This window comes from Exiguobacterium sp. HSB13 (assembly GCF_056764755.1).
In genome coordinates this window covers 114200-140237 of record NZ_JBUZOM010000004.1, presented here as the reverse complement: position 1 = coordinate 140237, position 26038 = coordinate 114200, and the positions used below count along the sequence as shown (strand labels likewise).

Below are 26038 nucleotides of genomic sequence, written 5' to 3'. Positions count from 1 at the left end.
ATACGGTCGTACAAGGTGTTACTCTTCCCTTCAACGTCGTTGTTACAATTGAATTGAGAACATCGTACAACAGGTCGCAAGTGTTTGAAAAGACTTTTTTTCAAAAAAAATAAAAGTTGTCAGATTAATCTGACGTGTGAATCATGAAAAAAGCGCTCTCGCAGAAGCGAGAACGCGCTTACAAAAATTATTTGATCGACCCGCTCGTAATTCCTTGAATGATCTGTTTTTGCAAGGCAAAGAAGAACAACAATAACGGAATGATTCCGAGGACGAGTCCAGCAAGTGCTAAGTCCCACTGCTTCGTATACTGACCGAAGAAATAGAACGTCGCGAGTGGAATCGTCCGTAAATCAACGTCTCGTAACATGAGCGATGGCAGTAGGAAATCGTTCCAAATCCAAAGCGTATTCAAGATGATGATCGTGACCGTGATGGGCTTGAGTAATGGGAACACGATGCGCCAGAACACACCCCATTGTGAACAGCCATCAATGATGGCCGCCTCCTCGATTTCCTCTGGAATCGACTTCATGAATCCATGGTATAAGAAAATCGATAATCCTGATCCAAAGCCAAGATACATCAGAATCAATCCCCAATAACTGTTCTGCAATCCGAGATCACCAGACAGTTTCGATAAGGGAATCATGATCGACTGGAATGGAATGATCATCGCGGCAACGAATAAGAAAAAGATGATCGTCGACAAGCGTGTTTTCGTCCGGACGAGTTTCCAGGCCGCCATCGAACAAAAGATGATGATGACCGCGTTAGCGCCGACTGTGATGATGACGGAGTTTAAAAAGACTTTTCCGAAGTTCATGGCTTCCCATGCTTCTGAATAGTTGGACGTCATCCATTCCTTTGGAAGACCCGATGTATTCGTAAAGATATCTCCCTGCGTCTTGAATGAATTCGAGACGACGTAATAAAACGGAATCATATACAGAAGCCCCATCAATAAGGCGGCTAGTTCGACTGTTCCAAGACGGAGTGAATAACGACCTCTCGTCTTTTTAGAGCGCTTCGGTTTCTCCTCTTGCGGAGTGGGTAACGGTTGTGCCGTACTCATGCTTCCACCTCCCGTTTTTTCGTCAGATAGACTTGAGTAACTGTAATCGCCGCAACAACAACGAAGAAGATGATTGCCTTCGCTGACCCGAGTCCCAGATTATTGTTCGTAAACGATTCCTTGTAAATGTTTAAAGCAAGCATTTCGGTCGATTTGAATGGTCCACCATTCGTTAGGGATAAGTTCGTATCGAATAACTTGAATGACCACGAAATCGTCAAGAACAGACAAATTGTGACCGATGGCATGATCAGTGGCAACGTAATGTTCCGTAACGTCGATAGACGATTGGCACCATCGATTTTTGCTGCTTCAATCAGCTCTTGTGGCACGTTTTGTAGCGCCGCGATATAGATGACCATGATGTAACCGCCACCTTGCCAAATCGAAACGATGACGATACCCCAGAATCCTGTCCGGGCATCTCCTAACCATGGAAGTTCAAATATACTCCACCCTGTCAATTCACCAATCGATGCGAAGCCTTTGACATAGATGAACTGCCAAACAAACCCGAGGATCAACCCACCAATCAAGTTCGGCATGAAGAAAATCGTTCGTAAGAAATTACGTGTGCGAATATTTTGTGTTAATAAGAACGCCAAGATGAAACCGACGACATTCGTTAAGATGACGGCGACGACCGTATATTTCGTCGTCAACCAAAATGACTGCTGGAACTGCTCGTCACTCGTAAAGAGACGGACATAGTTATCAAAGCCGATCCAATTTAATTCTCCGGTCACACCGTTCCAATCTGTGAACGAATACATGACGCCATTGAAAAACGGTACAAGCACGATCACTGCGAATACAAGAAAGACCGGTCCGACGAAGAGCCAAAAATCAAGACCGCGTTTCCACTTCTTTTGTCCAGATGTCATTGTTTCATCCCTCCTCCACTCTACAGTACGTCTTTCTCTAACACTTGAACACGTCACCATTTGACCCATTGGGTGGAAAATATTGAACGTTTTCCTTTGGCGCGTTCGCACTAGATAGGCTACTATTAGAAAAAAGAGAGATCCAATCAAAGAGGGAGTCGATACCATGGAAAAGACCATTCGTTCGGACTTAGAAATCGCACAACAAACCGTCTTACGCCCGATTCGAGAAATTGCGGACCGGATTGGTTTGCAAGAAGAGGATTTTGATACGTACGGAAAGTATAAAGCGAAGTTGACAGACGGACTGTTGAACCGATTGTCAACGAAATCTGACGGTAAACTGATTCTTGTCACTGCCATCAATCCGACAGCTGCCGGTGAAGGAAAATCAACCGTCACTGTAGGACTCGGACAGGCATTGCATCGGGCAAAACATAAGACGATGATTTGTTTACGGGAACCCTCACTCGGTCCGACGATGGGCTTAAAAGGTGGCGCGTGTGGTGGTGGCTATAGCCAAGTCCTACCGATGGAAGAGATCAATTTGCATTTCACAGGCGATATGCATGCGATCACATCTGCTCATAATACAATCAGTGCCTTGCTCGACAATCACCTGCATCAAGGGAACATCCTTGGCATCGATCCGCGTCGTATCGTCTGGAAACGCGTTCTTGATTTGAATGACCGTGCCTTGCGCCAAGTCACGATTGGTCTCGGTGGTCCTGCGCACGGCGTGCCGCGTCAAGATGGCTTCGATATCACGGTCGCTTCCGAGATCATGGCGGTCCTCTGTCTAGCAGACTCGATCACGGATCTCGAACGACGCTTGAGCCGTATCGTCGTCGCCTATACGTACGATCAACAGCCGGTTACGGTCAAAGACATTCAGGCATCAGGAGCTGCGACGTTGCTTCTAAAAGATGCCTTTCGTCCGAACCTCGTTCAAACTGTCGAAGGAACACCAGCATTGATTCACGGTGGACCATTCGCGAACATCGCACATGGTTGTAACTCTTTGATTGCAACACAAACCGCACTGAAGCTAAGTGATTACGTTGTCACAGAAGCAGGATTCGGAGCCGATTTAGGTGCCGAAAAGTTCTTCAACATCAAATCACGTATTGGTGGACTCCACCCGGATGCCGTCGTCATCGTCGCTACGGTTCGTGCCTTGAAGATGCACGGAGGTGTAGACAAAACGCAACTCAGCGAAGAAAACCTCGCTGCCTTAACAGATGGTCTTGCGTTACTTGAAAAACATGTCGAGACGATGAGTCTGTTCGGCGTTCCTGCCGTCGTTGCCTTGAACCGTTTCTTCACCGACACGGAAGCAGAACGGAACATGATCCTAGAATGGTGTCAGGATCGTAATATTCGTGTCGCAGAAAGTGAAGTCTTCAGTAAAGGGGGGGCTGGCGGCGAAGCACTCGTCACGGAAGTCATGCAAGCTCTTGAGGAACCGAGCCAGTTCCGCCCACTGTATCCTGACGCATTACCGCTTCGTCAAAAGATCGAGCGTATCGCAAAGCGTGTCTACGGTGCAGCCGACGTTCATTTTGAAGACAAAGCGCTCCGCGAACTCGAACGGTGTACGGAGATGGGATTGAATGAATTACCGATTTGTATGGCAAAAACACCATTTTCTTTAACCGATGATCCTGCTCGTTATGGTCGTGTTGAAGACTTCACGATCACGGTCCGCGAAATCCGACCATCGGTTGGTGCAGGGTTCATCGTTGCATTGACTGGGAATGTATTAACGATGCCAGGATTACCCGCAGTTCCTGCCGCCTTCCACATGGGCGTTTCGGAAGACGGACAGGTATTCGGACTTTCTTGATGAGAGGATGAGTTACATGACGATTGATCATTCACATTGGATAGCCTCTGACGGCTATACTACGACATTGCATAGCCTCGAAGCCCATGATCCTAAAGGAGTCGTGATCGTCTTTCACGGGATGATGGAGCATGGCGCACGGTATGAGGAATTCGCAGAATTCCTCTATGCGCATCATTACCACACGATTATCGCAGACTTACGCTGTTTCGGAACCCGAGCAGCACAGCTCGGAACGCTCGGACACCTCGAGCCGAATCAGGGTTTTAAACAATTGATGCAAGACGCAGAAGAACTCGTTTCTGACATCAAAGAGCGTTATCCGACGCTACCGGTGTTCATTTTTGGTCATAGTTTTGGTTCGTTGATCGCTCGCCGGATCGGTCAAACACTCGGTCATACGGTAGCCGGAATCATCGCGAGCGGACCCCCGACAAGTACAGGTTTACTCGGTGATGTCAGTCAAAAACTCGTCGAACGTCAAATCCATCAGTTGTCAGCAACACACCCCGCTGAACGGTTTGGACAACTCGTGTTCGGACGGTATAACTTACGCTTCTTCCCAGCACTTTCTAAAAATGCTTGGCTCTCTTCGGATCCTCAATCCGTCATGCGCTATGATGCAGATCCATTGTCCGGTCAAACGGTCACATTAGGGTTCTTCCACGAACTCTTGCATGCAACGAAACTCGTCAACGCACTTGCTTCCATCTATCAGCATCCACGTCATTTACCCCTCTTATTGCTTGCTGGTGGGGATGACGCGGTCGCGTTCGATGGAAAGGGTATTCATCATTTGTTTGATATGTATAATCGCGTCCGTGTCGATGCCGTACAGCTGACGATTTATCGGGGGTTACGTCACGAGCTCTTCCATGAGTTCGAACGTATCCGCGTTTTCGCAGATATCGCGAGCTGGTTGAATAAACAAGTCAATCCAGCAGCTAAACAGTCATCTTCCCGTTCTTCTTAAGCCACACCGATCGATATAAAAAAAGGCAGCGGATCCTTGCGATCCGCTGCCTTTTGCACTTCTATCGTATCCTTCATTGAATCCAAGTTAGTGAAGAAATCATCGCTTCGATCTCCTCGATTTCAAGCGTCTCGCGTTCTGCAGAGTATGTCAACAAGACTAACCGTTCCCCGTCTGAATACGCGTAGATCCGTAAGAAGATATCTTCTTCTTTCCCATCTACCGCAAGCAACGCTTCTTTTGTTGAATTACGACGGACTTCAAGTGCTCCTGTCAGTTCGATGCCGAACTCTTCTACCAACAAGTTGATTTCTTGTTCCGCCGCCTCATACGGTGTCAGTTCTTCTGAATCGGACTCGTAGATGGATAATTGGAGCGTACCCATTGCATTTTCATCCGTCGAATAAAAACTGACATATGTTTCTTCTTCTTGATATTCAAATACCTTTGGATATTCTAGCGTGATCCAATGATCGACTGTGTACTGTTTCATTTGAATTCCTCCATTCGTTGTATCTCTTCAAAGCGGATACCCGTCACAGCCATACGCTCGAATTGTCGAGCGAGTTGAGCAGAGACGAACATGCGATGTGTGCGTTCATCCCGCATCAAATGGTGCGGACAAATCGAATCGCTGATTCGTCGTTCTGTCAAAAAATAGACGCGTCGTCTCGGGATCGGACGGAATACATCCGTCGTATGTAGATGTTCGATCCGACTGACAGATAAGAGATTGAGAAGATAGTACGGAACCACTCCGTCCTTCGTCTCAAGATGTACCTTGAGACATTGTACAGAAAAAGGCGCGTATGCCGCAATCATGCGTTGCACACGTTCCGAGACGAGCGGCAGATCGAATGTGTTTGGAAGGACATCCGGTAGCAAATCCGCATCTTGATTGATGGAAAAAGCAAGTACACCTACGTTATGGAACCACTCTCCTATCAATAAGCGATGACGATCGAATTGGTGGTGACAGATCGCCTTCCACCCTTTTCCCATCGGTAGTTCGCTCCAAACTCGCACTTCATTCACCAGACACTCTCTCCTCTACCCAACTTTACCCATATTACAAATCAAGATTACCAGTGTAAACGATTAACTAGTATTATTGTACACTGAATCTTAAAAGAAATTGCCTTTTTTCATAAAAGTTATGGAAATGCTCTCTTTGCTATGCTACTATATTTCATGTAGCCGATACGCGGGTGTAGTTTAATGGTAAAACCTCAGCCTTCCAAGCTGATGACGAGAGTTCGATTCTCTTCACCCGCTCCAATTATGACATAACATAGGTCTAGGACCATTTCCCTCTAGAGGGCAGGCGACTCGCGACGTGCGAGTCGTCTTTTTTATTTTTTCTGCTGATGATTCCAACGAATTTCCGGGTATACAACGATATAGATAGAGATTCGTAAAGGAGGATTCGTATGATTCAGATGAAAATGCCCGGCGTGACGATTTATCAAAGTACACTCATGAAAACGACCTCAACATTGATCGAGACGCCTGATTGTCTGATTGTCGTCGATCCTGGTTGGCTTCCCGATGAGATTGCAACGATTCGTCGAGACGTCGAAATCGTGCGTCGCGAACGACCGTTATACGTTGTCTATACGCACGCTCATTTCGATCATATTCTTGGTGCCTACGCCTTTACGGATGCCATCGTCATCGCTTCAAAACCGTTCATCGATGTCGACCGACAGGAAGCGCTACAAGCCGTTCAAGACTTTAACGATGAATTTTACATCGACTCCCCCGTGTTATTTCCAGATGTGACGCATGTCATCCATGAGTCTGAAACGATTTTGACGATTGGTCAGACGAAGCTGATCTTCTTTTTGACACCGGGTCATGAATCGACCCATCTTTCCTTCATCGTCATGCCACTCCACTTGTTAGTCTGTGGCGACTATGCTTCCGATGTTGAAATCCCCTTGATTGAACACGATTCCTCTGAGTATTTAACAACGCTCGAGCTACTCGAGTCATTCATTTACGAATATGAAGTCAAACTGTTGATACCCGGACACGGTCACATTTGTGATGTCCGAACGGAGATGATTGAACGACTTCATCAGAGCTATGATTACATCCTCGCACTCCGTGCCGGAAAAGAATCCGACTGGGCACCATCTTGGCAAACGACGCCATTCATGAAACGTCTGCACGAAAAAAATAAGCGGCAAGTTAAAAAAGAACAAGAGGAACGATTAGCTCGACGCCATTATGATTAAATAAAAGACTCAGTCGCCCAAGAGACGACTGAGTCTTTATGATTATCCAAGTAATGTGACGAGCAACGCTTTTTGTGCGTGGAGGCGATTCTCGGCTTGATCGAAGATGACAGATTGCTTGCCGTCGATGACGTCTGCCGTGACTTCCTCTCCCCGATGCGCCGGAAGGCAATGCAAGAAAATGGCTTTATCATTTGCTTGATTCATGATATCGGCATTGACCTGATATCCTTCAAATGCTTGCAGACGCATCGTCGCCTCTTCTTCTTGTCCCATACTTGCGAAGACATCCGTATACACGACGTCCGCACCACGCGCCGCTTCCTCGGGATCCGTCATGACGATGATGTTTCCACCCGTTTCCTTGGCGATGATTTGTGCTTCATGAACGACTTGTGGATTAGGAGCATACGCCGCCGGCGCACAGATGCGGACTTCCATTCCACTGAGCGCTCCACCAATCATCAGCGAATGCGCCATATTATTTCCGTCCCCGATATATGTCAAAATCTTACCAGACCGTGTTCCAAATGTCTCTTCGATCGTTAGTAAGTCAGCAAGGACTTGGCACGGATGGTGTAGATCCGTCAGTCCGTTAATGATTGGAATCGTACCGTGTGCCGCAAGCGTGTCGACGATCTCATGACCAAATGTCCGGATCATGAGGGCATCGACGTAACGACTCATGACTTGAATCGTATCTGATAGCGGCTCTCCCCGCCCGATTTGCATATCTGCTCCACTCAGTACGATCGGATGCCCACCGAGCTCGACGACACCCACCTCAAATGATAGACGTGTCCGCGTCGATGCCTTTTCAAACAATAAAGCAATTTTTTTATGACTTAATGCGTTTTGATAGACGCTTGGTTGATGTTTGATATCTTTTGCGAGTGCCAATAGCTCCGTCAATGCTTCCGGCGTCAGTTCCGCCATCGTCAAGAAATGTTTTAGTTGTTGTACCGTCTTCATTTTACTTCCTCCTTGATCGGCTCTGTCCATGTATGAAGTGGCTTCACAGCATAAGGGGACTTTTCTGTCGCTTGTAGATGATAATGCGCTAGTTCAGGTTCTGTCAGGACTTGTACCCCGGCAGCAAGCGCTGCTTCGCGACTCGCTTTTTCTTCTGTCACGTGCGAATAGAAAATCGCACATTGTCCCCAGTCAATCGTTTCATCTAACGCTACACCCGTTCCGAAAGCCTCTGTATCTGCTCCAGCAACGATGATGTCTCTCGTCGTCAAATGTCGTTTTGTCGTCTCGTCGAAAATGAAACGTTCCAGCGCCAGTCCGTCTGTCGTCCATTGCAGCGTTTCACCTGTCGAACGCATGACGGGACCTGTTTTCGGATCGACGCCTTGTAGTTTCAACGTTGAAAAAACAGGGGTCTTGACGGCATGGAAATCAAGTTTCGTCTGTTCCGTTGGTAGTGCGACCGCTTGACCGACCGCTGCTTGGACTGCCCACTGCAAGATCGGTTGACCTGTTACTTTGGCGACGATTGGTAACGTGCGGGAGGCACGTGGATTGATTTCTAGCACGTAGACTTGATCGTCATGCAAGACGAATTGGATATTGTACGCTCCTTTATAATCCATTCGTTGTCCGATCATCTGTGCCATTCGCTCGATTTCGCTCTGAACGGTATCGCTGAGCGATACAGGTGGCAGAATCATCGTCGAATCTCCAGAGTGAACTCCTGCCCGTTCCAATTGCTCCATCAAAATCGGAACGTACGTCGTTGTTCCGTCCGTAATACAGTCGACTTCGATTTCCTTTCCTTGGAGGTAGGCATCCACGAGGACAGGGAATGATAATTCGGACACGATCGTCTCTAATTGCTCTTGATCGTGGATGATATGCATTCCCTTTCCACCGATGACATAGGAAGGACGAATCATGACCGGATAACCGATCGTTGTTGCAACTTCTACCATTTGTTCGTGTGTCGCCACTTCTTGTCCTGGGATACGATCGATACCGATATCATCTAAAAATTGATAGAACCGCTCACGGTCTTCCATTTGATCGATGACATCTGCCGTCGTTCCGAGAAGATGATAACCGGCGTTCTCCAAACCAGACGCAAGCGCAATCCCCGTTTGTCCTCCGAACTGAACTAATACATCTTGGCAATCCTCTGCTTCTAGTACATGCATGACGTCTTCAAGTGTCAACGGCTCGACATACAGGCGATCTGCGACTTCGAAGTCGGTCGAGACGGTTTCCGGGTTATTGTTGATCATGATCGTTTCATAACCGGATGCTTGCAATGCACGTACCGCGTGAACGGAACAATAATCAAATTCGATTCCTTGACCGATTCGAATGGGTCCCGCACCGATGACAGCAACTTTCTTTTTCGTCGATGCTGTGACTTCCGTTTGACCACTCCAGTTTCCGTAGAAATAAGGCGTCGCACTCTTGAACTCTCCCGCACATGTATCAATCATGTGATAGACAGGAAGGATGCCTTTTTCTTTACGTAAGTGCTCAATCTCTACAGCACTAACACCTGTCAGAAGGGCAATTTGTTCGTCCGTGAAGCCCATCATTTTTGTCTGTTTCAGAGAACTTTCATCCGATACATCAATTTTTTGTTGCTGATCGACGAGTCGTTGGAGTATTTTGACGAATAAAGCTTGTACTTTCGTCTGTTCGACGAGTTCTTCGACGGTCGTCTCCTTGCGATCCAGTAGCGCGAGCATCGCAAGCAATCGACGATCCGTCGGCGCCTTTATTTCTTTCCACAATACGTCAGCCTCCGCTGTTCTCATCCATGTCGGATAAAGAGGCGCTTGCTCGACTCCTGCACCACGCCACGCCTTTTGTAACGCTTCTTCTAGCGTCTTCCCCATCGCCATGCTCTCACCCGTTGCCTTCATTTGCGTTCCAAGCGTCCGGTTACTGCCGGTAAATAGATCGAACGGGAAACAAGGCACTTTTGCCGTGATATAATCCATCGTCGGTTCAAAACTCGCCATCGTCTCCTTCGTGACAGGATTGATGCAGTCATCAAGTCGCTCACCGAGCGCAAGACGTGTCGCTAATTTCGCGATCGGATATCCCGTCGCCTTGGAAGCAAGTGCCGAAGAACGACTGACACGCGGATTGACTTCAATGACGAAGTAGCGTTCTTCCGTCGGATGGATCGCGAATTGAATGTTACATCCACCGATGACACCGAGGTGCGATACGATTTTCCGCGCTTCCGTCCGCAATTGCTGATTCATTCGATCTGAAATCGATTGAATCGGTGCAAAGACGACAGAGTCTCCAGTATGGACACCGACAGGATCAATGTTTTCCATGTTGCAGACGATGATCGTCGTATCTGCGCTGTCACGCATGACTTCGTATTCGACTTCTTTATAGCCAGCGATACTCACTTCAACCAAACACTGTGAAATCGGACTCGCTTGTAAGCCGTTCTGCGCTAACAGACGTGCCTCGTCCTTCGTCACCGCGATTCCACCGCCCGTTCCCCCGAGCGTAAAGGCTGGTCGGATGACGAGTGGCACCCCGTGTACTGCCATGAAATCTTCAAGTTTTGCTAACGACTCGATTGTTTGACTTTCCGGGAGCGGTTGCGCAAGTTCGATCATCTTTTGCTTGAATCGTTCACGATCTTCTCCGTCTCGGATTGTCTCAAGCGATGTCCCTAAAAGTTCGACACCGTATTGCTCAAGTACGCCTGCTTCTTCGAGTGACATCGCAAGATTGAGTGCCGTTTGTCCACCGACCGTCGCTAGGAGATGGGATGGTCGATCTTGTTCGATGATGGCCGTTGCTTTTTCAAGGGTCATCGCCTCAATGTAGACATGATCTGCCGTGCTCGGATCCGTCATGATAGTAGCCGGATTCGAATTCATTAAGATGACCTCGCATCCCGCTTCTCGAAGCGCCTGACAGGCTTGTGTGCCGGAATAATCAAATTCTGCTGCTTGCCCGATGACGATCGGACCCGAACCGATGACGAGTACTTTCTGTTTATCCCACATATGCTACCTCCTGATGTAATACGCTATTTACGAATTGATCGAAGACGACCATCGCCTCTGTCGGTCCTGGACTCGCTTCTGGGTGAAATTGGACTGTCATGATCGGTAGAGCCGGATGAATCAATCCTTCAACGGATCCATCATTGATGTGTTCGTACGCAAGTTCCATTTCAGACGCTTCGATACTTTTTACATCAACAGCATAACCATGATTCTGAGACGTCATGAACACTTGCCCGGACGCTAGATGACGTACGGGATGGTTCGCCCCTCGGTGCCCGTGATGTTGTTTTAATAAGGTACAACCAAAGGCATGAGCGAGGACTTGGTGCCCCATACAAATACCAAGTGTCGGATAGCTCGTCGCCAATTCATGGATTCCTGAAAGAAATGGATCCAGTTGTGTCGGATCACCAGGTCCATTGGAGAACAGCAGACCATCTGGGGCCAGTGCTTGAACCTGTTCCGGTGTCGTATCATATGACACGACCGTTACACGCATATGGCGTTCAAGCAAAGCATCGATCATCGATTGTTTTACGCCGTAATCGATACAGACGATGTGACCCTGTTCGACTTCCGGTACGTATTCGACGTCTGAAGTCGTTGATACGGAAGCGATGTATGCTGTGTCGATTGACTCAGTGACTGCCATATCCTCTTGCATCATGTCTCCGAATTGGTCGCCTTCCGTTCGTAATAGATGCACAAGAGAACGCGTATCGACTTCTGACAAAATCGGAATATTCGCTTCGCTCAACCAGCTCGCGAGTGATGTTCCTTCCCCGTCCTCTGCTAATGTTTGAACGATGACGCCAGCGACTTGAATCTGGTTGCTTTCTGACGCCTCCGCTTGAATACCGTATTGACCAATCAACGGGTATGTGAAGACAAGAATTTGACCCTGATAAGACGGATCCGTCAAGACTTCCTGATATCCTGTCATTCCAGTGAAAAAGACGACTTCGCCTTTGACTGGAGCTGTTCCTTGCCACGAACCGGTAAACGTCGTTCCGTCCGCCAGCATTAGTTTTCCGGATTGTTTCATACGATGACCTCCTGTTGACAAACGAGTTGTATTTTTTCGATGGCGTGCATGAGTTCCTGTTCCGTCACGAACAACGATGGCAATAAGCGAATGACATGAGGACCAGCCGAGACGACGAGAAGACCATTCTCACGTAAAGCGTCAATCAGCGGTGCAACAGGCATCGTACACTCGATACCAATCATCAAGCCACGTCCACGAATAGAACTCACGATTGACTTGGGTAATTTATTTTCTAGTTGTTGACGTAAATATTCGCCTTTTCCTTGAACGTCCGCCATGACAGTGTCACTTAACAAGAGATCAAGTGTTGCTTCCGCAGCTGTCATCGCGAGTGGATTCCCACCAAAGGTCGAGCCATGCGTTCCAGGTGTGAATACCTCCGCTGCCTCTGCCGTCGCAAGTAGCGCGCCGACCGCGAGTCCACTCCCAAGCCCTTTCGCGAGGGTAATGATATCCGGTACGAGTGGTGTCTGCTCAAACGCAAAACGAGAACCCGTCCGACCAATGCCGGTCTGCACTTCATCGACGATGATTTTGACATCGTATTGCTGCGCCTTCTTCATCAACGCTTCAAGCCACGCATCATCAGCGACGACGACCCCACCTTCTCCTTGAATGATTTCGAGCCATACGGCAGCAGTTTGCTCCGTAATCGCTGATAGACTCTCCATCTCGTTAAACGGTAAATGTTTGAAGCCATTCACCATCTCCCCGTATCCCGCTTTGATTTTCTCCTGTCCTGTTGCGCCCATCATCGCAAACGTTCGTCCATGGAAGGACTGTTTAAACGTGACGACTTCCGTTTTCCCTGTCCATTTTCGAACGAGTTTGTACGCCGCCTCGTTTGCTTCCGCACCACTGTTACAAAAGAAAGCATGGCTGAGATGACTGTCTTCCGTCAGTCGCTCGGCGACCCGCTCTTGGACCGCGATTTGAAACAGATTCGACGTATGCCAAATTTGATTCAACTGTTCCTCTAACCGTTGCTGAATATAAGGATGACGGTGCCCTGTGTTGCAGACAGCGATTCCCATGATGAAATCCAGATACGTCTTCCCTGTCGCATCTTCTACGATCGACCCTTGTCCTTTGACCAATTCCACATCAGTACGTTGATAAGTGGGTAGTAGTGCACTCATGTAATTCCTCCTTGATTCGTGTCCCTGTAGCTAATGCATTTTTCCCAGACCGAATGACGACCTCTGGAATACCATGCTGAGTGGCTTGCATCATCGCTTCGACCTTCGGAATCATTCCCCCGTAGATTTCTCCCGACGCTATCGCAGCTTCGATGGCTGCAGACGTGATTTCTGATTGATAGTCACCGTTTACTTTTACACCCTCGACATCCGTCAACAATTCAAATCGGTCGACAGACCAAGCCTTCGCGACAGCAATCGCACACGCATCTCCATTACTGTTCAATACACCTTGCTCCCCTGTGACAAGGGACGTGACGACAGGCACATAACCATTCGTACTCAACACCGTGAACAATCGTGGATGAATGTGCGTGATTTGACCGACTGCCCCGAGTCCTTTGATCGTTTTACCATGGACGCTTGCGCCGTCTAACCCGCTCATTCCGACGGCAGGAATCCCCGCTTGATTCAACTGCTGGACGATACCGGATTGGACTTCCCCTGCTAAGATCCGTCGCGCCCCGAGTAAGACACCATCCGTCGTTACACGGACACCGTTCCGAAACACGGGTTTGATTCCTTCTTGCTCACAGTAACTCGATAGAAGAGGACCGCCCCCATGGACAATCAATAATTCGTTACCGGTTTCGACCCACGCTTTCCATTCCTCGAAATACCGCGTATCCAGTTGCTCCCACACACTACCACCTAGTTTGATGACTTTTCGTTTCGTCATGTCCGGTAACTCGCATTGATTTTGACGTAATCGTACGTCAGGTCACATCCATAGGCGTGCCCTCGTCCTGTGCCGTCATGTAAATCGATATGAATTTGGACGTCCTGCTGTGCCAACTCCCGCGATGCAACTGCTTCATCGAATAAGACAGGCATGCTCTGTTGCAACACCCACTGCGAACCAATTTTGATGTCAACGTTTGATACATCAAGCGGCTCCTTGATACTCCCGACTGCAGCGATGATTCGTCCCCAGTTCGCATCTTCCCCAAAGATTGCTGTTTTGACGAGAGACGATCCGACGACTTGTTTGGCGATCATCCGCGCTACTTCATCAGTTTGTGTTCCGTCTACCGTCACTTCGATCAACTTCGTCGCACCTTCCCCGTCCCGCGCAATCTGTTTCGCTAAATCTTGGCAAACCGTTTCGATCGCCTGTTCGAATGCTAACGCTTCGTCCGTCCCTTCAACGATCGTTGCTCCTCCTGCAGCTCCGCTCGCTAAAATCATGACCATGTCATTCGTCGAACTGTCACCGTCTACGGTAATGCAGTTGAACGTCCGATGAATCGTCCGGCGCAATAGTGTCTGTAAGACATCCGGTTCAATCGTTGCATCGGTCGTCAAGAACCCAAGCATCGTTGCCATGTTCGGGTGAATCATCCCTGACCCTTTCGCCACGCCACATACTGAAATTTGGACATCCCCTTGCATGTATTGTTGACCAGCTGATTTCGTACCGGTATCGGTCGTCAGGATTGCATGGGCAAAATCACTCGCGGCATCCTTGTCATTTGTAGGCATCAGCTGTGGAATACCTGCCAGTAACGTATCAATGGCTAACGGTTGACCGATGATTCCTGTTGAAGCAATCGCGACTTGTTCTGGAGCAATCCCGAAGTGGGTCGCTAACGCTTGTTGGGATGTATACGCATGTGATAGACCAAGTTCTCCTGTGCAGGCATTCGCATTTCCGCTGTTGACGAGGACTGCATGAATGTGTCCTTGTGACGCCTGTAACGCTTGCTTCGTCACAGTGATCGGTGCTGCTTGCACCTGATTCGTCGTATAGACAGCTGCGGCACTTGCACCTTTCTCACACCAAATCAAACCAAGATCCTTCCGCTTTCGCTTTAGCCCGACGTGTACCCCTGAAGCTTGAAATCCCTTCGGTGTCGTGATCGTCAATGGGGTCTCTATTTGTACTTGCCACACAGGCGTTCCTCCTCTTTCATCTCAAAGTATTTAAATATAGATCGGTTGTTGGGTCAGACCAGACATTTCATCAAATCCTGCTAAAATGTTGGCATTTTGAACGGCTTGTCCGGCAGCTCCTTTTTGCATGTTATCGATGACTGAAACGATGGTCACGCGCCCTGTCCGATCATCCTTATAGACGGTCAAATCACAATGATTACTCCCGACGACGGACTTGATTTCCGGATCAGCCTGTTGGATTCGGACGAATGGTTCCGTTGCATACTGGTCAATCAACCAGGATCGCCACTCCGCTTCCGATAAATCGATCAACGGCTGGACCGTCATAATCGCCATGATGCCTCGATTGATCGGTAGTAGTTGGGTCGAGAACGTAATCGGATCCGATGATCCAGTCCATTCGAAAAGCGCCTGCTCAATTTCCGGAATGTGCTGATGCTGATTCACTTTATACAAACGAACGTTTTCGCTGGAATGGACATGATGCGTTTGTGCCGTTAACGTTTTGCCAGCCCCCGTTAGACCAGAAGAAGCTTGAATGATGATTTGAGATGGATCGATTTTTTTCTCTTTTAAGAATGGTGTCAGTCCGAGCAAAACTGCTGTCGCGTAACAGCCCGGATTCGCAATCCATTTGCTCGATGCAACAGCTTGACGATTCCATTCTGGTAATCCATAAGTTGCTCTTTGTTGTAACTGGAGATCAATTGGTTCCTTGTCATACCACGATGCATATGCTTCAGATGGAAGTCTCAAATCGCCACTCAAATCAATGACATAACCGGACCAATTTTGAAGTTGTTCTAAGTAATGCTTCGAAATCCCACTCGGTGTCGCTAAGAACACCATGTCTGTCTCGGTTTCCATCAAATGCTCGACCGAAAAGGAAGATAACGAGGAATATGTTTTTTTATTCATGAATGGGAATAGATCATGCATGGATTCCCCTGCCATCGAGTCACTCATTAAACAGACGATCTCAAATGAAGGATGTGCTTCTAGCAGGCGAATCAGTTCAATTCCGGTATATCCTGTTGCTCCGATAATGGTACATTTCATATCTGTACGCTCCCCTTCAAAGAATGTTATACCGATTTAAACATATGTATATTTATACTGTCAATTGAATTTTTATTAGTTTTCATACAAAAAAAGAAGCGTTGAAGCGATTGTCTTTTATAAGACAGTCCCTTCAACGCTTCTTTTACATGCATCTACTTAACGCTTTTCCGCACGTTGCGCTACGAGATGATCAATCCCAAATACGCCTGCACCCATAATCGCGACGACTACTACAAAAATCAATGTAAACATATGTATCCTCCTCATCGTTCACAAAAATGTCATTTGATACTTCTTATTGTGCAAGATTTGAACTAAAAAAGAAAGCGTTTACGACAAAAAATCGTCACATTTTTGATTTTTTATATTTTTCATAGAAACTCTTATGGTTGACGCCATCCAGAATATTCGTTAGTATTACGTTTGTTCAATGCTTTTGTGCATAAAAGCGTGTTAGTAACAGAGAGTCAACATACTTTCATATTTATATAAGGAGGTAGAAGCATGCGCATGTCATTCCGTGAATCCGCAGCTATCCTAGGAATCAGTATCATCATCTTATTGTCCGCGTTATTCGGTGCTAAAGCCGAACCGCATCTTGCCATCTTGTCCAGTCTTATTTTCGTCTCAGGATATGCCGTTTACCGCGGTTTTAAGTTCGAGGACGTCGAACACCATATGATTCAAGGTATTCGGGAAGCGATCAAACCGATCCTGATCATGTTGCTCGTCGGTATGACGATTGCGGTCTGGATGATGAGTGGCGCAGTGCCGACCCTTCTCCATTTTGGTTTATCTACACTTTCAGCGACTTGGTTCGCACCGAGCGCTCTTCTGATTGCGATGGTCGTCTCGACCTTTACAGGTAGCTCCTTTACGACGATTGGTACGGTTGGTGTTGCCTTGATGGGCATCGCGATCGCACTGGGCGTCAATCCAGCACTTGCAGCAGGTGCCATCATCAGCGGTGCCTGTTTCGGAGATAAGATGTCACCTTTATCAGATACGACGAATTTTGCGCCAGGAATCGTCAATGTATCTGTGTTCGATCATATTCGTTTCATGATGGGAACGACGATTCCCGCTATCACGATCACATTCATCTTATTCTTCATCTTCGGGCGTAGTAGTGGAAATGTCGATTCGTCTGCTGTTCAAACGACACAACAAGAGTTAGCTCGTTTATTTGACTTGTCACCTTGGACATTGCTTTCACCGTTGCTCGTCATGGTGTTAGCATTACGTAAAATGCCGGTCGTCCCAACACTTGTTGCTGGTGTTTTAAGTGGATTGTTATTAACAGGCATTGTACAAGGAAACTGGAATATCTCGAACTGGATGACCGTCATTCAGAACGGATTAAAACTAGAATCTTCTAGTGAGACGGTTACATCCATCATTAGTAAAGGTGGATTGCAATCGATGATGTGGTCGGTTTCGCTCGTTATGCTCGCACTTGCCTTCGGTGGCGTCTTGCGAGGTATCGGTGTCATTGACGTGGTCATTGAACGGACCGTTTCTAAACTAAAACGTGATGGTAGCATCATTTCATCCGTCGCCTTATCGTCTATCGGCGTAAACTTGATGGCTGGGGAACAATACTTGTCCATCTTGCTTCCGGGTCAAGCATTTAAGAAAATATTTGAAGAGCGTCAGATTGATCCACGTTTCCTCTCTCGTTCACTCGAGGATGGCGGAACACTTATCAATCCTCTTATTCCGTGGGGTGTTTCTGGGGCGTTCTTCGCTTCGACACTCGGTGTCCCAGTAACAGCATACGTTCCATTCGCATTCTTTTTACTCCTTTCACCATTATTTACGTTTTTACTCGCATTTCTTCGTCCAACGAAAATCGAAACAAAACAATCTCTCGCTTCTTGAGTCTATTTCATATTAAAGATCCGATAATGTCATATCGGGTCTTTTTTCTGACCACTATCTTCTTTATTTCCTGTTAAATACGTCCGATTTAAGACGAAAATGGCTTGGAATCGCGTTTTTTTAAAGAATCATGTGTAAAGATGAAATGAACTGGGAATATACCAAACATAAGAATAAAAATTACAGAGAATGATAGAGAGAGAGTACATTCCTGGTCGACCGAGGAATGACTTCGATGTAATTGTGGGAGGAGTTAATATGATCAAACGTGGTACGCTGGAGCGACTTGATGGCAAATATGCTGTCCTACTATGGGAAAATGGTTCAAGTTTCATTCCACGACGTTATTTACCACCTGAAGCACGATTAGGCGATATGATTATCTTTGACGGCACGACTTATACGCTAGATGTTAGTAATTCATCACCCTCTTCCTTTCAAACATTTTCGTTTCGGCAAATGGGTTGATGATCGATAAAAAGCCATTCGATGTCATGCATTGACTATAGAGAAGGAACTTCTCTCATCAGTCTTTCATGAAACGAATGGCTTTTTGTTTTATCTACGAACATATAAGGCGTGATGGCGACAGGAGGGACAGGGAAACTGATCAATGTCGGATATTTCGATTCGTTCTAACATCGTCTGATCATGCGGACATTCATAAAGTGGTTGAACGACATCCAGTTGCAAAAATAGAGCACACCAAAATCGATTCGAAAATCGGTGACAGGTCGGACAATGATATAAATCCAATTGATGTGGTACCCACTCATCTGCTAATTGTTCTTGATGCAACTGATAATGCTGGATTAATCGAAAACGATTCCAGTCGTCTACATATGTCCGCTGTAAGATAGGTTCATGCATCGACGGTACGAACCAAAGCGGAAGTCCTGTCATGAACGCTTCGACCCCTTGCGTCAAAACAGCAGGAAACGATGGCCAGCCATCCAGTTGACCGAGTTGAAATGTTTGTTGAAAGGAGCAGTTGTCGCATAGGAGTTCCATAGTCATCCTCCTGTTCGTTTCACCATCTCTTTTAACATCTGTTCCGTCACAGGACCGACGTGTTTTGCAAGAATCGTCCCTTGGCGGTCTAATACATAAGTAGCTGGCATTGCTACGAGACGATAGGCATCCTCTGATGTTCCTTGTCGATCATATAATACAGGATATTCAACAGGTGTTTTCTTCAGAAAATCAGCAACATCCGAAACACGTCGCTCTGAAGTCGTGACATTGATCCCGTAAACCGGTACATCTGTATGTCTTGCAAAGGCATTTAGTTCTGGAATCTCTTGTTTACAAGGCGGACACCATGTTGCCCAAAAATTAATGACAAAGACATCATGATTGATTTCGTCTAGATTGATGGTTTTTCCTTCTTGACGTAAGGATAGATTCGGGGCTTTCATCCCTACTTCAAGACCACCTTGTGATACTTGTTTTTGTTGTTGCTCCACTTTTTTTTGTTTCGCATCATATGTTTGATAACTTTGATAGGCAATGCCGATAATAGCAATCGCTAGGATCAGATAGATCAACGGTTTTTTCACATCTAACCCCCTCCTTCTTTGTTCAGTGTAGCAGACTTCCTCTTTTCGACTATCTACTTTTATCAACAAAAAAGCGAACTCTTCCGCCTTATATGCAGAAAGAGTTCGCTTCATTTTAGAGAATTCACATTTTAACGAGACAAACAGTTAGTTAAAACGTGGTAATTGTTTTTTGACTTGACGGTTATCTTTAACGCTACCGACAGCTTCCGCTCCCCCTAGGGCCTCATTCAAGGAGGTCTTCCCTTCCTTGACTTCTAGACGTCGATTGAATACTGATCGATTATCGACAGAAGCAACGAGAATCGATGCGACATCCGTTTCCGAAATCGTCGCGTCCTTCGTGTCCTTCAAATCTTCATCGGCTTCAATCAAGCCACGCCCTTCACCTGTTGTGATGGCAACCGGACAAATGATCGTATACGTCAAACCACTATGTTCAATCTGCTCCTCTGCTGCATTCTTAGCAGCATAGAACGGATAGACATCTTTCTTGAATTGCTCGGGGCGATCTGCACCATAAGCGCTCAGTAGAACGAAATGACGTACGCGTGCCTTTTTAGCTGCATCAATTGTTTTCAAAGCGACTGTTCGATCCAGCAGTTCTATTTCGGTTGCTTCGCCGTCTACTCCTGCGGTAGCCGCACAAATGACTGCATCCTGCCCTGCGACTCCGTGCTCAATGACTTTTTCGAGTTCTGTTTCGATATCGACGTAATGCGCCTTGACACCGAGTTTTTCGAATCGTTCCACCAGATGTTCATGACGAACGATGACCGTGACCTGATGACCCTTGGCAAGCGATTTGACGACGCGCGCTCCAATCGTACCGGATGCACCTACGACTAGTACTTTCATATGGGGGGTCCCTCCTCGATAAGTTAGTCACCTTCGTGGAATGTCATGATATCATGTCCAAAATCATCATTTCAGAGATAACCTAAAACAATCCACCAAAGGAGCAACGTACATCAATTTATACCCGCAATGACCGGAAGGAAACCCCTCCCCCTTAGTTCTTCAATGTGCCATAAAACGTCGTATCAAGCTGATCACGTAATTCTTGCAATGCCTTCTCATTTGGTAAATCATAGAAAATCCCGTTCAGTCGTTGGCTGACGGCTTCGATTTCATAATGTTTTCGTTCTGACATCAAGGCAATCGATAACCCTGCCGTCGCCATCTCGCGGACACTTAAATCAAGGTTCATCTCTTCTTTCATATACGTATGCGCTGCTGGAATTTTCGACCATCCAGTCGGCTTCATCAAATGTGTCGCGACGGCTTGGATGACTTCCGACTGACGATTCGCGCGCGCTCCGTCATTATCCGTTTTTCGATGTCTCGAATAGGCAAGTGCCATCGCACCATCCATATGGTATTCCTTCCCTTTTTGGAATGAATACTGATTTGCTTTCCCACTCGCATCCTGCTCGGAGAACGTTCCTGTCGAGACCAGGTCAATTCCGCCGATTTGATCCACTAATCCGATGAAACTATCGAAGGAGATGACAATTTTTCCATCGATTTCTTCATCGAGTAGACCCGAAACAGCATCTTGCGTACATTCTTCTCCACCGAAGGCAAAGGCATGTGTGATTTTATCCTTCTTTCCATTCTCACAGGAAATCGGTGTATACGTGTCTCGAGGAATCGACGTCAACTGAATCGTTCGAGAAAGTGGAACGAATTGCATGACCGACAGAGAGTCCGAACGTGATCCTCGCAACGATTCTCCAGGTCGTGCATCACTTCCGATCAACAAGAACGTGAACGGTTGTGAGGCAAAAAGAACGAATGCGATGAGCAACAATAAAAATAGTCCAAGAAGCTTTCGTTTAACACGACGTTTTTTCTTGATTTTTTTAGGATGAGCTTCTTGTGAAGAAACGTCAGGAGTCTGCCGTACCGATTGCTCTGATCGCCCCGCCTTCCTCGAGAGTCTCGAGCGATCCCGATTAGCAAACAACCGTGATCCGGCACCCCCGATCATCTGTGCGACCTGTTTAAGCATGCCGCTCCCGGAACGACGCGATGTACTTTTTCGATCTCGCGGTTGCTCTTCGACATATCGATGATACGTAGCCGGTTCTTGCTGCTTCTTAAAGGATTCTTGAGAAAATGATTCGTCCGGCGCGTATGCTTTCGAAAAAGCTTCTTCTCGCCTAGCCCGCTCTTCTTCTTGTCTAGCTTGCTCTTCTAACTGCATACGTCGTCGCTCCAAGCGAGAGCGGTGTGGTTGATGTTCTGCCATTCAGATACCTCCGTATCAATCTTTTGCGATCTGTTTCTCTTTCAAGAATTCGCGGAGATACGTCCGTTTCGGTTCGTGCATCGAGGCAGCCATCTGTTTGACCCACCCTTCTGTCCGTTGACCACCGGTCCGTTCTCCGTAATACGATGACGTTGACTCTTCGTATCCTGTCAGTAACTCACGCATCGTATCGTCATCAGTATACGTATTCCGGTGGAAGACCGCATCCATCGGAAGGCGGGGTTTTTTACCCGGTTGTTGATCCGGAAGACCGACCGCGACTCCAAATAATGGTACGACGTGATCTGGAAGTTGTAAGAGTTCGCTGACACGACGGGCATCATTTCGTAGTGAACCGATGTAGACCGTTCCGTAGCCGAGCGACTCGGCAGCTACGACTAAATTTTGAGCAGCGAGTCCCGCATCGACAGCCCCTACAACAAGCGCTTCTGTCGTCTCGATCGTCCGGCTAACGTCGCCTCCTGCTAGCTCTGCCGCTAACGTATGTTTGTGGTAATCCATACAAAAGACAAAGAAGTAACTGTTTTCTGCCACATATTGTTGACCACTTGCAACGTCAACTAATTGTCGCTTCAATCCTTCGTCTTCGACACCGATAATGGCATAAGCTTGCTGATAAGAAGATGTCGAGGCAGCCTGTGCGGCTTTTATGAGTGTTTCAATCGTCTCTTCGTCTAATTGATGTTGTTTGAATTTCCGGATTGACCGGTGGTTGAGTAAATGTTCAATGGTTTCATTCATGTGTAATCGTCCCCTTCTGTAATGAGTCTTCTTATTTAAGATAGTCGTCTCTGACTAAAAAGCGCAAATGAAGAGGTTCGGTTTATGAAAAAAGCGGGAAATGAATAGTGTTGTACTGTGCTTTTCTTGCGAAGGAGGGCGATCATGAGAATACGGAAACTGCGACTCTTACTAGAACAATATGGCGATACGACCCTTCGCGATATCATCGTCGAAATCTATCGTCAACTCCCGAGACAAGTCATCGAAGAGAAAGAGTTTGACGCCATGTTGACACAGTTCATGAAGTATAAGGATTTGCAAAAAGAACAGGAACAACCGACCGTCGAACAGACGATTGCTCAGACGGAACGGTTTATTCAATTAGCATACGATCTCCAGTACCTTGAGCCGAATCCGATCGTACCGCTTCGCGAACAAAAGAATTGGTATATCACCGCAAAACGTCTGTTGAAGCATTTACGCCATTATGCTCATCGTAAAAACGGAACCCGGATTGCCTTTGAGGAATTTTTCTTTCTTCTTTCGTCGGCTGCCGGGGAAGAACCTTTATTTTTAAGTAATGATCCGTTTCGATTATTGAAAGTCTCGCAAGTCGATTTTTTTCAAGAATTAGTCGGCTATTATAAAAATGATAGTCATGGTGTCGAATGGATGGAACGCGCCCTCTATACAGCGTTGAAGGTTCCGATGGACGTCGATACTGAGCGCAGTGATCTTTTGCTTGCCGTACTTGCTCATTGCGAGAAACCAGAACATCAAGAAGCATACATCCATTGCTTGAATGCGCATGCAAAAAAACTACAATCGCATGTTCGGATTGATGCGGACGCTTTATCCACCTATCAAGAAATTCGTTTCGCAGAGCTACATGCCCTCATTTCCCTACGCGCGTTAGAACGAGCGGAGACAATGCTGTTCACAGAATATATCCCATATTTTTCGCATCGCTCGACTCCGTTTCGCTATTACCTCGATCTCCTCGAACGCGCTGGACTCGAACAAGAACACGAACGAATGGCACGCGTTGGTCGAAAAAAACGAATTCATTTCTAAGAATAGATTCTTCTTGTTCACACGTAGTAGACAATAAAAGGCAAGTGACGATGGATTCGTCACTTGCCTTTTATTAGTCAGATTCATTTCAATCGGAGGCATTGACGATGCCAAGTCCGACTGTTGCGAGTAGTGCAATACAAGCGAATAGAAATGCCATGTCGTTCGGTGAATCGAATCCTTCATAAATCGGTTCCTCCCGATCAACGATGATATGATCCTCCGCGCCATAATTGCCATATGTCGTCGAACTGCTTACACCCGGTTCATCGTAATCACGTGCTTCGGCTACCAATGTATCCGCGCTGAGTAACCAGCCCGATAAACCGATGACGATCCAGAGATACTTCATGATCATTTTGCCTCGATTCTTTCTTATCTTCAGGAATCCATCTACTTTTTGTTTGAAATAGAAGATATAAATACCTTTTATTTCCTGTAATATAAAAGCAAGATATTTTCAACTTCACTTTGCTAAAGGAGGAACTTAATTTGCCTATTGTGTATTACAATCAATTATCTCATGTTCAAAGGCGACACGTCCATCAACTTCTACAGCACCATCAAAAGGCATCTGATTTTTCATTTTTTCAGCCGCTTGAAGATTGTCAATGGGTCTACCTCGAATCCGGTCAGGTGAAAGCGACGCTTGGATATCATGTCGTGCATGACATCGTTCACTTTATAAACGGTGCCTTTCACGATATCAAAGCCTTTCGTCGTCTGGCTATTTTGCTACACTTACATGCCGTTCGACAAGGATGTCGGCATATTCATGTACAAGTCTCCCCGCCGCATGATCTTTCTCTAACTTCGATTTGGAAAGAGCTTGGTTATAGTTTATATGCCGAACAGTTTCGTTTAATTGGACTCTCAGAAGGACAGCCTGCTACGCTGCGTTTGAAAGCTGTTCATGCACAGAATCAAGATACTTATCTCGCACTTCGTAATGATGCCATTCGAGGAACACATCACTTTTTTCCTTATCAGGTATCTGATTTAGACAAGTTGATTCACCGAAAAGCGATTCCTTACCTAGTCTATGATAAGCAACTGGTCGTCGGTACACTATTATTTCAAAAGCAGGGACAAAATATCCGTCTTCTTGAAATTACGTGCCTACCTGAGCTGAGACGTCAAGGATACGGTAGCCGTATCCTTCATACATTTCAAGAAAAATTACGACGCGCAAACATCCAAACGTTTGAAGTATCTTTTCTATCCACACAACAAGATGTACTACGCCTGTATCACCCCTCGATGTTTTGCGATATCCAGTTAACCTCTCATTGGCATACGTTCAGTACGGATCAACCTCCATTAATCATTTAGGCGATTGACGATTCCCTTGTATTCAGGCAACACATACTCCGCATCCATTTCCCGAAAATCAACATGACCCGTTTTACGAAGCACTAGCCCCATCTCGTATAACTGTTCGATATAGGCATCTCCCCATGTCAAGGCAAGTCCCGGTTGATGGTTATGAAAAGCAAGCAAGGCATCTTCAATAATTTCAGACGCAATGGATACTTGCATCACACGGTTCAACAAAGATTGGAACAGTACGGTTTGTCGTCCGATCAACGCATAAAAGGGGACATAATGTTTAGCATAAACAAACGTCGGCAAATAGGCATCCGCCTCAATCGTCTTTAGCAACAATGGTGAAGCGGGACGTTGTAATCGTTCTGCAAGTCCAACGGTCGCCTTGCATTCGCATAGTTGATCAAGCACTCGAATCGTCAACTCCTCTTCAATATCGAGCAATAAGACGAGATCAAGCAGATTCAATTCATGCGTCTCCATGAATTGATCACTGCGTTGAAGATGCATCGTATAAGTAACGTCCAGCTTTTCAGCAACAAGTGCCCATAACTCTGAATGGCGCGCCGCATATAGACCTACCGGAAAGTGAAGAGGTTGGCGGACGATCGAGCGATGCCCTTCAAGTGTATAGACTTGATTGACGTCCAGACCGTATGCTAGCAACATTTCGAGTAACTGCTGACGATTTTGACAAGTGACGAGTGTTTGAAACAGACGATCGACCTCGACGAGTGGTTGTTTCATTTCAAGCGCTATTTTTAAATGAGCAGGTGAATCCTGCTCTAGCGCACGCTTAATGAATTGTAAGGCCTGTTGTTCCGCATCGTTCAGTTGGGCAACATGTGTCCGAAACATTTCGATGTCAAGCTCCCGGAAGGCTTGTAACGCCGGTGCAATTGATTGATTTTTTATAAAGGGTTTCCACATGATTCCCTCGACCTCCTCATTCCAGTATCTCTTCGTAGTGTAC

Annotated in this window: 25 protein-coding genes, 1 tRNA gene and 1 other annotated feature (1 of these 27 only partly in view); of the genes, 8 read left to right on the top strand and 18 right to left on the bottom strand. The window is 46.7% G+C overall.

The features are described 5' to 3' along the window. Nucleotides 1–43: a binding site (T-box leader), on the bottom strand (it extends 205 nt beyond the left edge of the window). Nucleotides 44–187: 144 nt separating this feature from the next. Beyond that, nucleotides 188–1075, bottom strand: a complete 888-nt coding sequence (locus ACZGCQ_RS15545; protein ID WP_087682156.1) for a carbohydrate ABC transporter permease — start codon at nucleotides 1073–1075, stop codon at nucleotides 188–190. Next, the gene (locus ACZGCQ_RS15540; RefSeq protein ID WP_023467232.1) at nucleotides 1072–1959 is read right to left on the bottom strand and encodes a carbohydrate ABC transporter permease; all 888 of its coding nucleotides are present in this window, start codon (nucleotides 1957–1959) and stop codon (nucleotides 1072–1074) included. Before ACZGCQ_RS15540 ends, ACZGCQ_RS15545 begins: the two co-directional genes overlap by 4 nt. A gap of 166 nt (nucleotides 1960–2125) precedes the next feature. On the opposite strand from ACZGCQ_RS15540, the gene ACZGCQ_RS15535 reads away from it, so the two are divergent. Together ACZGCQ_RS15535 and ACZGCQ_RS15530 are read left to right on the top strand one after the other, a co-directional pair. Next, nucleotides 2126–3805 carry a formate--tetrahydrofolate ligase gene (locus ACZGCQ_RS15535; protein WP_481266790.1) on the top strand — a complete coding sequence of 560 codons (1680 nt, stop codon included), beginning with the start codon at nucleotides 2126–2128 and terminating at the stop codon, nucleotides 3803–3805. 16 nt (nucleotides 3806–3821) lie between these two features. Beyond that, complete coding sequence (locus ACZGCQ_RS15530) at nucleotides 3822–4778, top strand: alpha/beta fold hydrolase (RefSeq protein WP_082663119.1); 957 nt, start codon at nucleotides 3822–3824, stop codon at nucleotides 4776–4778. Nucleotides 4779–4851: 73 nt separating this feature from the next. Here the strand turns inward: ACZGCQ_RS15530 and ACZGCQ_RS15525 are convergent, their stop codons facing one another. Both ACZGCQ_RS15525 and ACZGCQ_RS15520 read right to left on the bottom strand, forming a co-directional pair. Beyond that, on the bottom strand, nucleotides 4852–5271 hold the full coding sequence (locus ACZGCQ_RS15525) for a hypothetical protein (protein ID WP_023467229.1): 420 nt from the start codon (nucleotides 5269–5271) through the stop codon (nucleotides 4852–4854). Then, nucleotides 5268–5813 (bottom strand): imm11 family protein, encoded by a 546-nt coding sequence (locus tag ACZGCQ_RS15520; RefSeq protein WP_481266789.1) that lies wholly within the window; start codon nucleotides 5811–5813, stop codon nucleotides 5268–5270. Before ACZGCQ_RS15520 ends, ACZGCQ_RS15525 begins: the two co-directional genes overlap by 4 nt. Nucleotides 5814–5982: 169 nt before the next feature. Here ACZGCQ_RS15520 and ACZGCQ_RS15515 point away from each other — a divergent pair. After that, nucleotides 5983–6056: transfer RNA gene (locus ACZGCQ_RS15515), tRNA-Gly, on the top strand. A gap of 152 nt (nucleotides 6057–6208) precedes the next feature. Further along, nucleotides 6209–7018: an MBL fold metallo-hydrolase gene (locus ACZGCQ_RS15510; protein WP_069940336.1), complete on the top strand. Its 810-nt coding sequence runs from the start codon at nucleotides 6209–6211 to the stop codon at nucleotides 7016–7018. A gap of 42 nt (nucleotides 7019–7060) precedes the next feature. On the opposite strand, the gene argF is transcribed toward ACZGCQ_RS15510, so the two are convergent. Genes argF through argC form a run of 7 tightly spaced genes read right to left on the bottom strand, consistent with a single transcriptional unit; the run spans nucleotide 7061 to nucleotide 16224 of the window. After that, nucleotides 7061–7990: an ornithine carbamoyltransferase gene (argF, locus tag ACZGCQ_RS15505; protein WP_481266788.1), complete on the bottom strand. Its 930-nt coding sequence runs from the start codon at nucleotides 7988–7990 to the stop codon at nucleotides 7061–7063. Continuing rightward, nucleotides 7987–11019: a carbamoyl-phosphate synthase (glutamine-hydrolyzing) large subunit gene (carB, locus tag ACZGCQ_RS15500; RefSeq protein ID WP_481266787.1), complete on the bottom strand. Its 3033-nt coding sequence runs from the start codon at nucleotides 11017–11019 to the stop codon at nucleotides 7987–7989. The genes argF and carB overlap by 4 nt, the downstream gene beginning before the upstream one ends. Further along, nucleotides 11009–12067 carry a carbamoyl phosphate synthase small subunit gene (locus ACZGCQ_RS15495; RefSeq protein ID WP_481266786.1) on the bottom strand — a complete coding sequence of 353 codons (1059 nt, stop codon included), beginning with the start codon at nucleotides 12065–12067 and terminating at the stop codon, nucleotides 11009–11011. Before ACZGCQ_RS15495 ends, carB begins: the two co-directional genes overlap by 11 nt. Then, a complete protein-coding gene (locus ACZGCQ_RS15490; RefSeq protein ID WP_481266785.1) occupies nucleotides 12064–13209 on the bottom strand; it encodes an acetylornithine transaminase in 1146 nt (381 codons plus the stop codon). Before ACZGCQ_RS15490 ends, ACZGCQ_RS15495 begins: the two co-directional genes overlap by 4 nt. Continuing rightward, entirely contained in the window at nucleotides 13175–13948 is a 774-nt protein-coding gene (argB, locus tag ACZGCQ_RS15485; protein WP_481266784.1) for an acetylglutamate kinase, read from the bottom strand. Before argB ends, ACZGCQ_RS15490 begins: the two co-directional genes overlap by 35 nt. Further along, nucleotides 13945–15162, bottom strand: a complete 1218-nt coding sequence (argJ, locus tag ACZGCQ_RS15480) for a bifunctional glutamate N-acetyltransferase/amino-acid acetyltransferase ArgJ (protein WP_481266783.1) — start codon at nucleotides 15160–15162, stop codon at nucleotides 13945–13947. The genes argB and argJ overlap by 4 nt, the downstream gene beginning before the upstream one ends. Nucleotides 15163–15192: 30 nt before the next feature. Further along, complete coding sequence (argC, locus tag ACZGCQ_RS15475) at nucleotides 15193–16224, bottom strand: N-acetyl-gamma-glutamyl-phosphate reductase (protein ID WP_481266782.1); 1032 nt, start codon at nucleotides 16222–16224, stop codon at nucleotides 15193–15195. 507 nt (nucleotides 16225–16731) lie between these two features. Here argC and nhaC point away from each other — a divergent pair. Together nhaC and ACZGCQ_RS15465 are read left to right on the top strand one after the other, a co-directional pair. Beyond that, a complete protein-coding gene (nhaC, locus tag ACZGCQ_RS15470; RefSeq protein WP_481266781.1) occupies nucleotides 16732–18108 on the top strand; it encodes a Na+/H+ antiporter NhaC in 1377 nt (458 codons plus the stop codon). Nucleotides 18109–18366: 258 nt separating this feature from the next. Next, nucleotides 18367–18576 (top strand): DUF3006 domain-containing protein, encoded by a 210-nt coding sequence (locus ACZGCQ_RS15465; protein WP_029340836.1) that lies wholly within the window; start codon nucleotides 18367–18369, stop codon nucleotides 18574–18576. Between the two features lie 90 nt (nucleotides 18577–18666). Here the strand turns inward: ACZGCQ_RS15465 and ACZGCQ_RS15460 are convergent, their stop codons facing one another. The 5 genes from ACZGCQ_RS15460 to nfsA form a co-directional block, all read right to left on the bottom strand. After that, nucleotides 18667–19119 carry a hypothetical protein gene (locus tag ACZGCQ_RS15460; RefSeq protein WP_481266780.1) on the bottom strand — a complete coding sequence of 151 codons (453 nt, stop codon included), beginning with the start codon at nucleotides 19117–19119 and terminating at the stop codon, nucleotides 18667–18669. Between the two features lie 2 nt (nucleotides 19120–19121). After that, on the bottom strand, nucleotides 19122–19667 hold the full coding sequence (locus ACZGCQ_RS15455; protein ID WP_029340834.1) for a TlpA family protein disulfide reductase: 546 nt from the start codon (nucleotides 19665–19667) through the stop codon (nucleotides 19122–19124). Between the two features lie 147 nt (nucleotides 19668–19814). Next, nucleotides 19815–20525, bottom strand: coding sequence for an NAD(P)H-binding protein (locus ACZGCQ_RS15450; RefSeq protein ID WP_023467211.1), 711 nt, complete (start codon nucleotides 20523–20525; stop codon nucleotides 19815–19817). Nucleotides 20526–20679: 154 nt separating this feature from the next. Next, nucleotides 20680–21921, bottom strand: coding sequence for an LCP family protein (locus tag ACZGCQ_RS15445; RefSeq protein WP_481266779.1), 1242 nt, complete (start codon nucleotides 21919–21921; stop codon nucleotides 20680–20682). A gap of 15 nt (nucleotides 21922–21936) precedes the next feature. Then, nucleotides 21937–22683: an oxygen-insensitive NADPH nitroreductase gene (nfsA, locus tag ACZGCQ_RS15440; protein WP_481266778.1), complete on the bottom strand. Its 747-nt coding sequence runs from the start codon at nucleotides 22681–22683 to the stop codon at nucleotides 21937–21939. A gap of 144 nt (nucleotides 22684–22827) precedes the next feature. Here nfsA and ACZGCQ_RS15435 point away from each other — a divergent pair, with 144 nt between their 5' ends. After that, complete coding sequence (locus ACZGCQ_RS15435) at nucleotides 22828–23739, top strand: hypothetical protein (protein WP_029340830.1); 912 nt, start codon at nucleotides 22828–22830, stop codon at nucleotides 23737–23739. A gap of 88 nt (nucleotides 23740–23827) precedes the next feature. On the opposite strand, the gene ACZGCQ_RS15430 is transcribed toward ACZGCQ_RS15435, so the two are convergent. Further along, nucleotides 23828–24091, bottom strand: coding sequence for a hypothetical protein (locus ACZGCQ_RS15430; RefSeq protein ID WP_481266777.1), 264 nt, complete (start codon nucleotides 24089–24091; stop codon nucleotides 23828–23830). Nucleotides 24092–24240: 149 nt separating this feature from the next. Between ACZGCQ_RS15430 and ACZGCQ_RS15425 the strand changes: the two genes are divergently transcribed. After that, on the top strand, nucleotides 24241–25071 hold the full coding sequence (locus ACZGCQ_RS15425) for a GNAT family N-acetyltransferase (protein WP_481266831.1): 831 nt from the start codon (nucleotides 24241–24243) through the stop codon (nucleotides 25069–25071). On the opposite strand, the gene ACZGCQ_RS15420 is transcribed toward ACZGCQ_RS15425, so the two are convergent. After that, nucleotides 25060–25995, bottom strand: a complete 936-nt coding sequence (locus tag ACZGCQ_RS15420; protein WP_481266776.1) for a hypothetical protein — start codon at nucleotides 25993–25995, stop codon at nucleotides 25060–25062. The genes ACZGCQ_RS15425 and ACZGCQ_RS15420 overlap by 12 nt on opposite strands. Between the last annotated feature and the right edge of the window lie 43 nt (nucleotides 25996–26038).

Excerpts from the sequence above, each read along its gene's own strand:
- ACZGCQ_RS15510 (WP_069940336.1), top strand. The coding sequence starts at position 6,209 with ATGATTCAGATGAAAATGCCCGGCGTGACGATTTATCAAAGTACACTC.
- ACZGCQ_RS15465 (WP_029340836.1), top strand. The coding sequence starts at position 18,367 with ATGATCAAACGTGGTACGCTGGAGCGACTTGATGGCAAATATGCTGTC.
- ACZGCQ_RS15445 (WP_481266779.1), bottom strand. The coding sequence starts at position 21,921 with ATGGCAGAACATCAACCACACCGCTCTCGCTTGGAGCGACGACGTATG.
- nhaC (WP_481266781.1), top strand. The coding sequence starts at position 16,732 with ATGCGCATGTCATTCCGTGAATCCGCAGCTATCCTAGGAATCAGTATC.
- ACZGCQ_RS15535 (WP_481266790.1), top strand. The coding sequence starts at position 2,126 with ATGGAAAAGACCATTCGTTCGGACTTAGAAATCGCACAACAAACCGTC.
- carB (WP_481266787.1), bottom strand. The coding sequence starts at position 11,019 with ATGTGGGATAAACAGAAAGTACTCGTCATCGGTTCGGGTCCGATCGTC.
- ACZGCQ_RS15420 (WP_481266776.1), bottom strand. The coding sequence starts at position 25,995 with ATGTGGAAACCCTTTATAAAAAATCAATCAATTGCACCGGCGTTACAA.
- ACZGCQ_RS15490 (WP_481266785.1), bottom strand. The coding sequence starts at position 13,209 with ATGAGTGCACTACTACCCACTTATCAACGTACTGATGTGGAATTGGTC.
- argB (WP_481266784.1), bottom strand. The coding sequence starts at position 13,948 with ATGACGAAACGAAAAGTCATCAAACTAGGTGGTAGTGTGTGGGAGCAA.
- argF (WP_481266788.1), bottom strand. The coding sequence starts at position 7,990 with ATGAAGACGGTACAACAACTAAAACATTTCTTGACGATGGCGGAACTG.
- nfsA (WP_481266778.1), bottom strand. The coding sequence starts at position 22,683 with ATGAATGAAACCATTGAACATTTACTCAACCACCGGTCAATCCGGAAA.
- ACZGCQ_RS15430 (WP_481266777.1), bottom strand. The coding sequence starts at position 24,091 with ATGAAGTATCTCTGGATCGTCATCGGTTTATCGGGCTGGTTACTCAGC.
- ACZGCQ_RS15435 (WP_029340830.1), top strand. The coding sequence starts at position 22,828 with ATGAGAATACGGAAACTGCGACTCTTACTAGAACAATATGGCGATACG.
- ACZGCQ_RS15460 (WP_481266780.1), bottom strand. The coding sequence starts at position 19,119 with ATGGAACTCCTATGCGACAACTGCTCCTTTCAACAAACATTTCAACTC.
- ACZGCQ_RS15450 (WP_023467211.1), bottom strand. The coding sequence starts at position 20,525 with ATGAAAGTACTAGTCGTAGGTGCATCCGGTACGATTGGAGCGCGCGTC.
- argC (WP_481266782.1), bottom strand. The coding sequence starts at position 16,224 with ATGAAATGTACCATTATCGGAGCAACAGGATATACCGGAATTGAACTG.
- ACZGCQ_RS15540 (WP_023467232.1), bottom strand. The coding sequence starts at position 1,959 with ATGACATCTGGACAAAAGAAGTGGAAACGCGGTCTTGATTTTTGGCTC.
- ACZGCQ_RS15530 (WP_082663119.1), top strand. The coding sequence starts at position 3,822 with ATGACGATTGATCATTCACATTGGATAGCCTCTGACGGCTATACTACG.
- ACZGCQ_RS15525 (WP_023467229.1), bottom strand. The coding sequence starts at position 5,271 with ATGAAACAGTACACAGTCGATCATTGGATCACGCTAGAATATCCAAAG.
- ACZGCQ_RS15545 (WP_087682156.1), bottom strand. The coding sequence starts at position 1,075 with ATGAGTACGGCACAACCGTTACCCACTCCGCAAGAGGAGAAACCGAAG.
- ACZGCQ_RS15495 (WP_481266786.1), bottom strand. The coding sequence starts at position 12,067 with ATGAAACAATCCGGAAAACTAATGCTGGCGGACGGAACGACGTTTACC.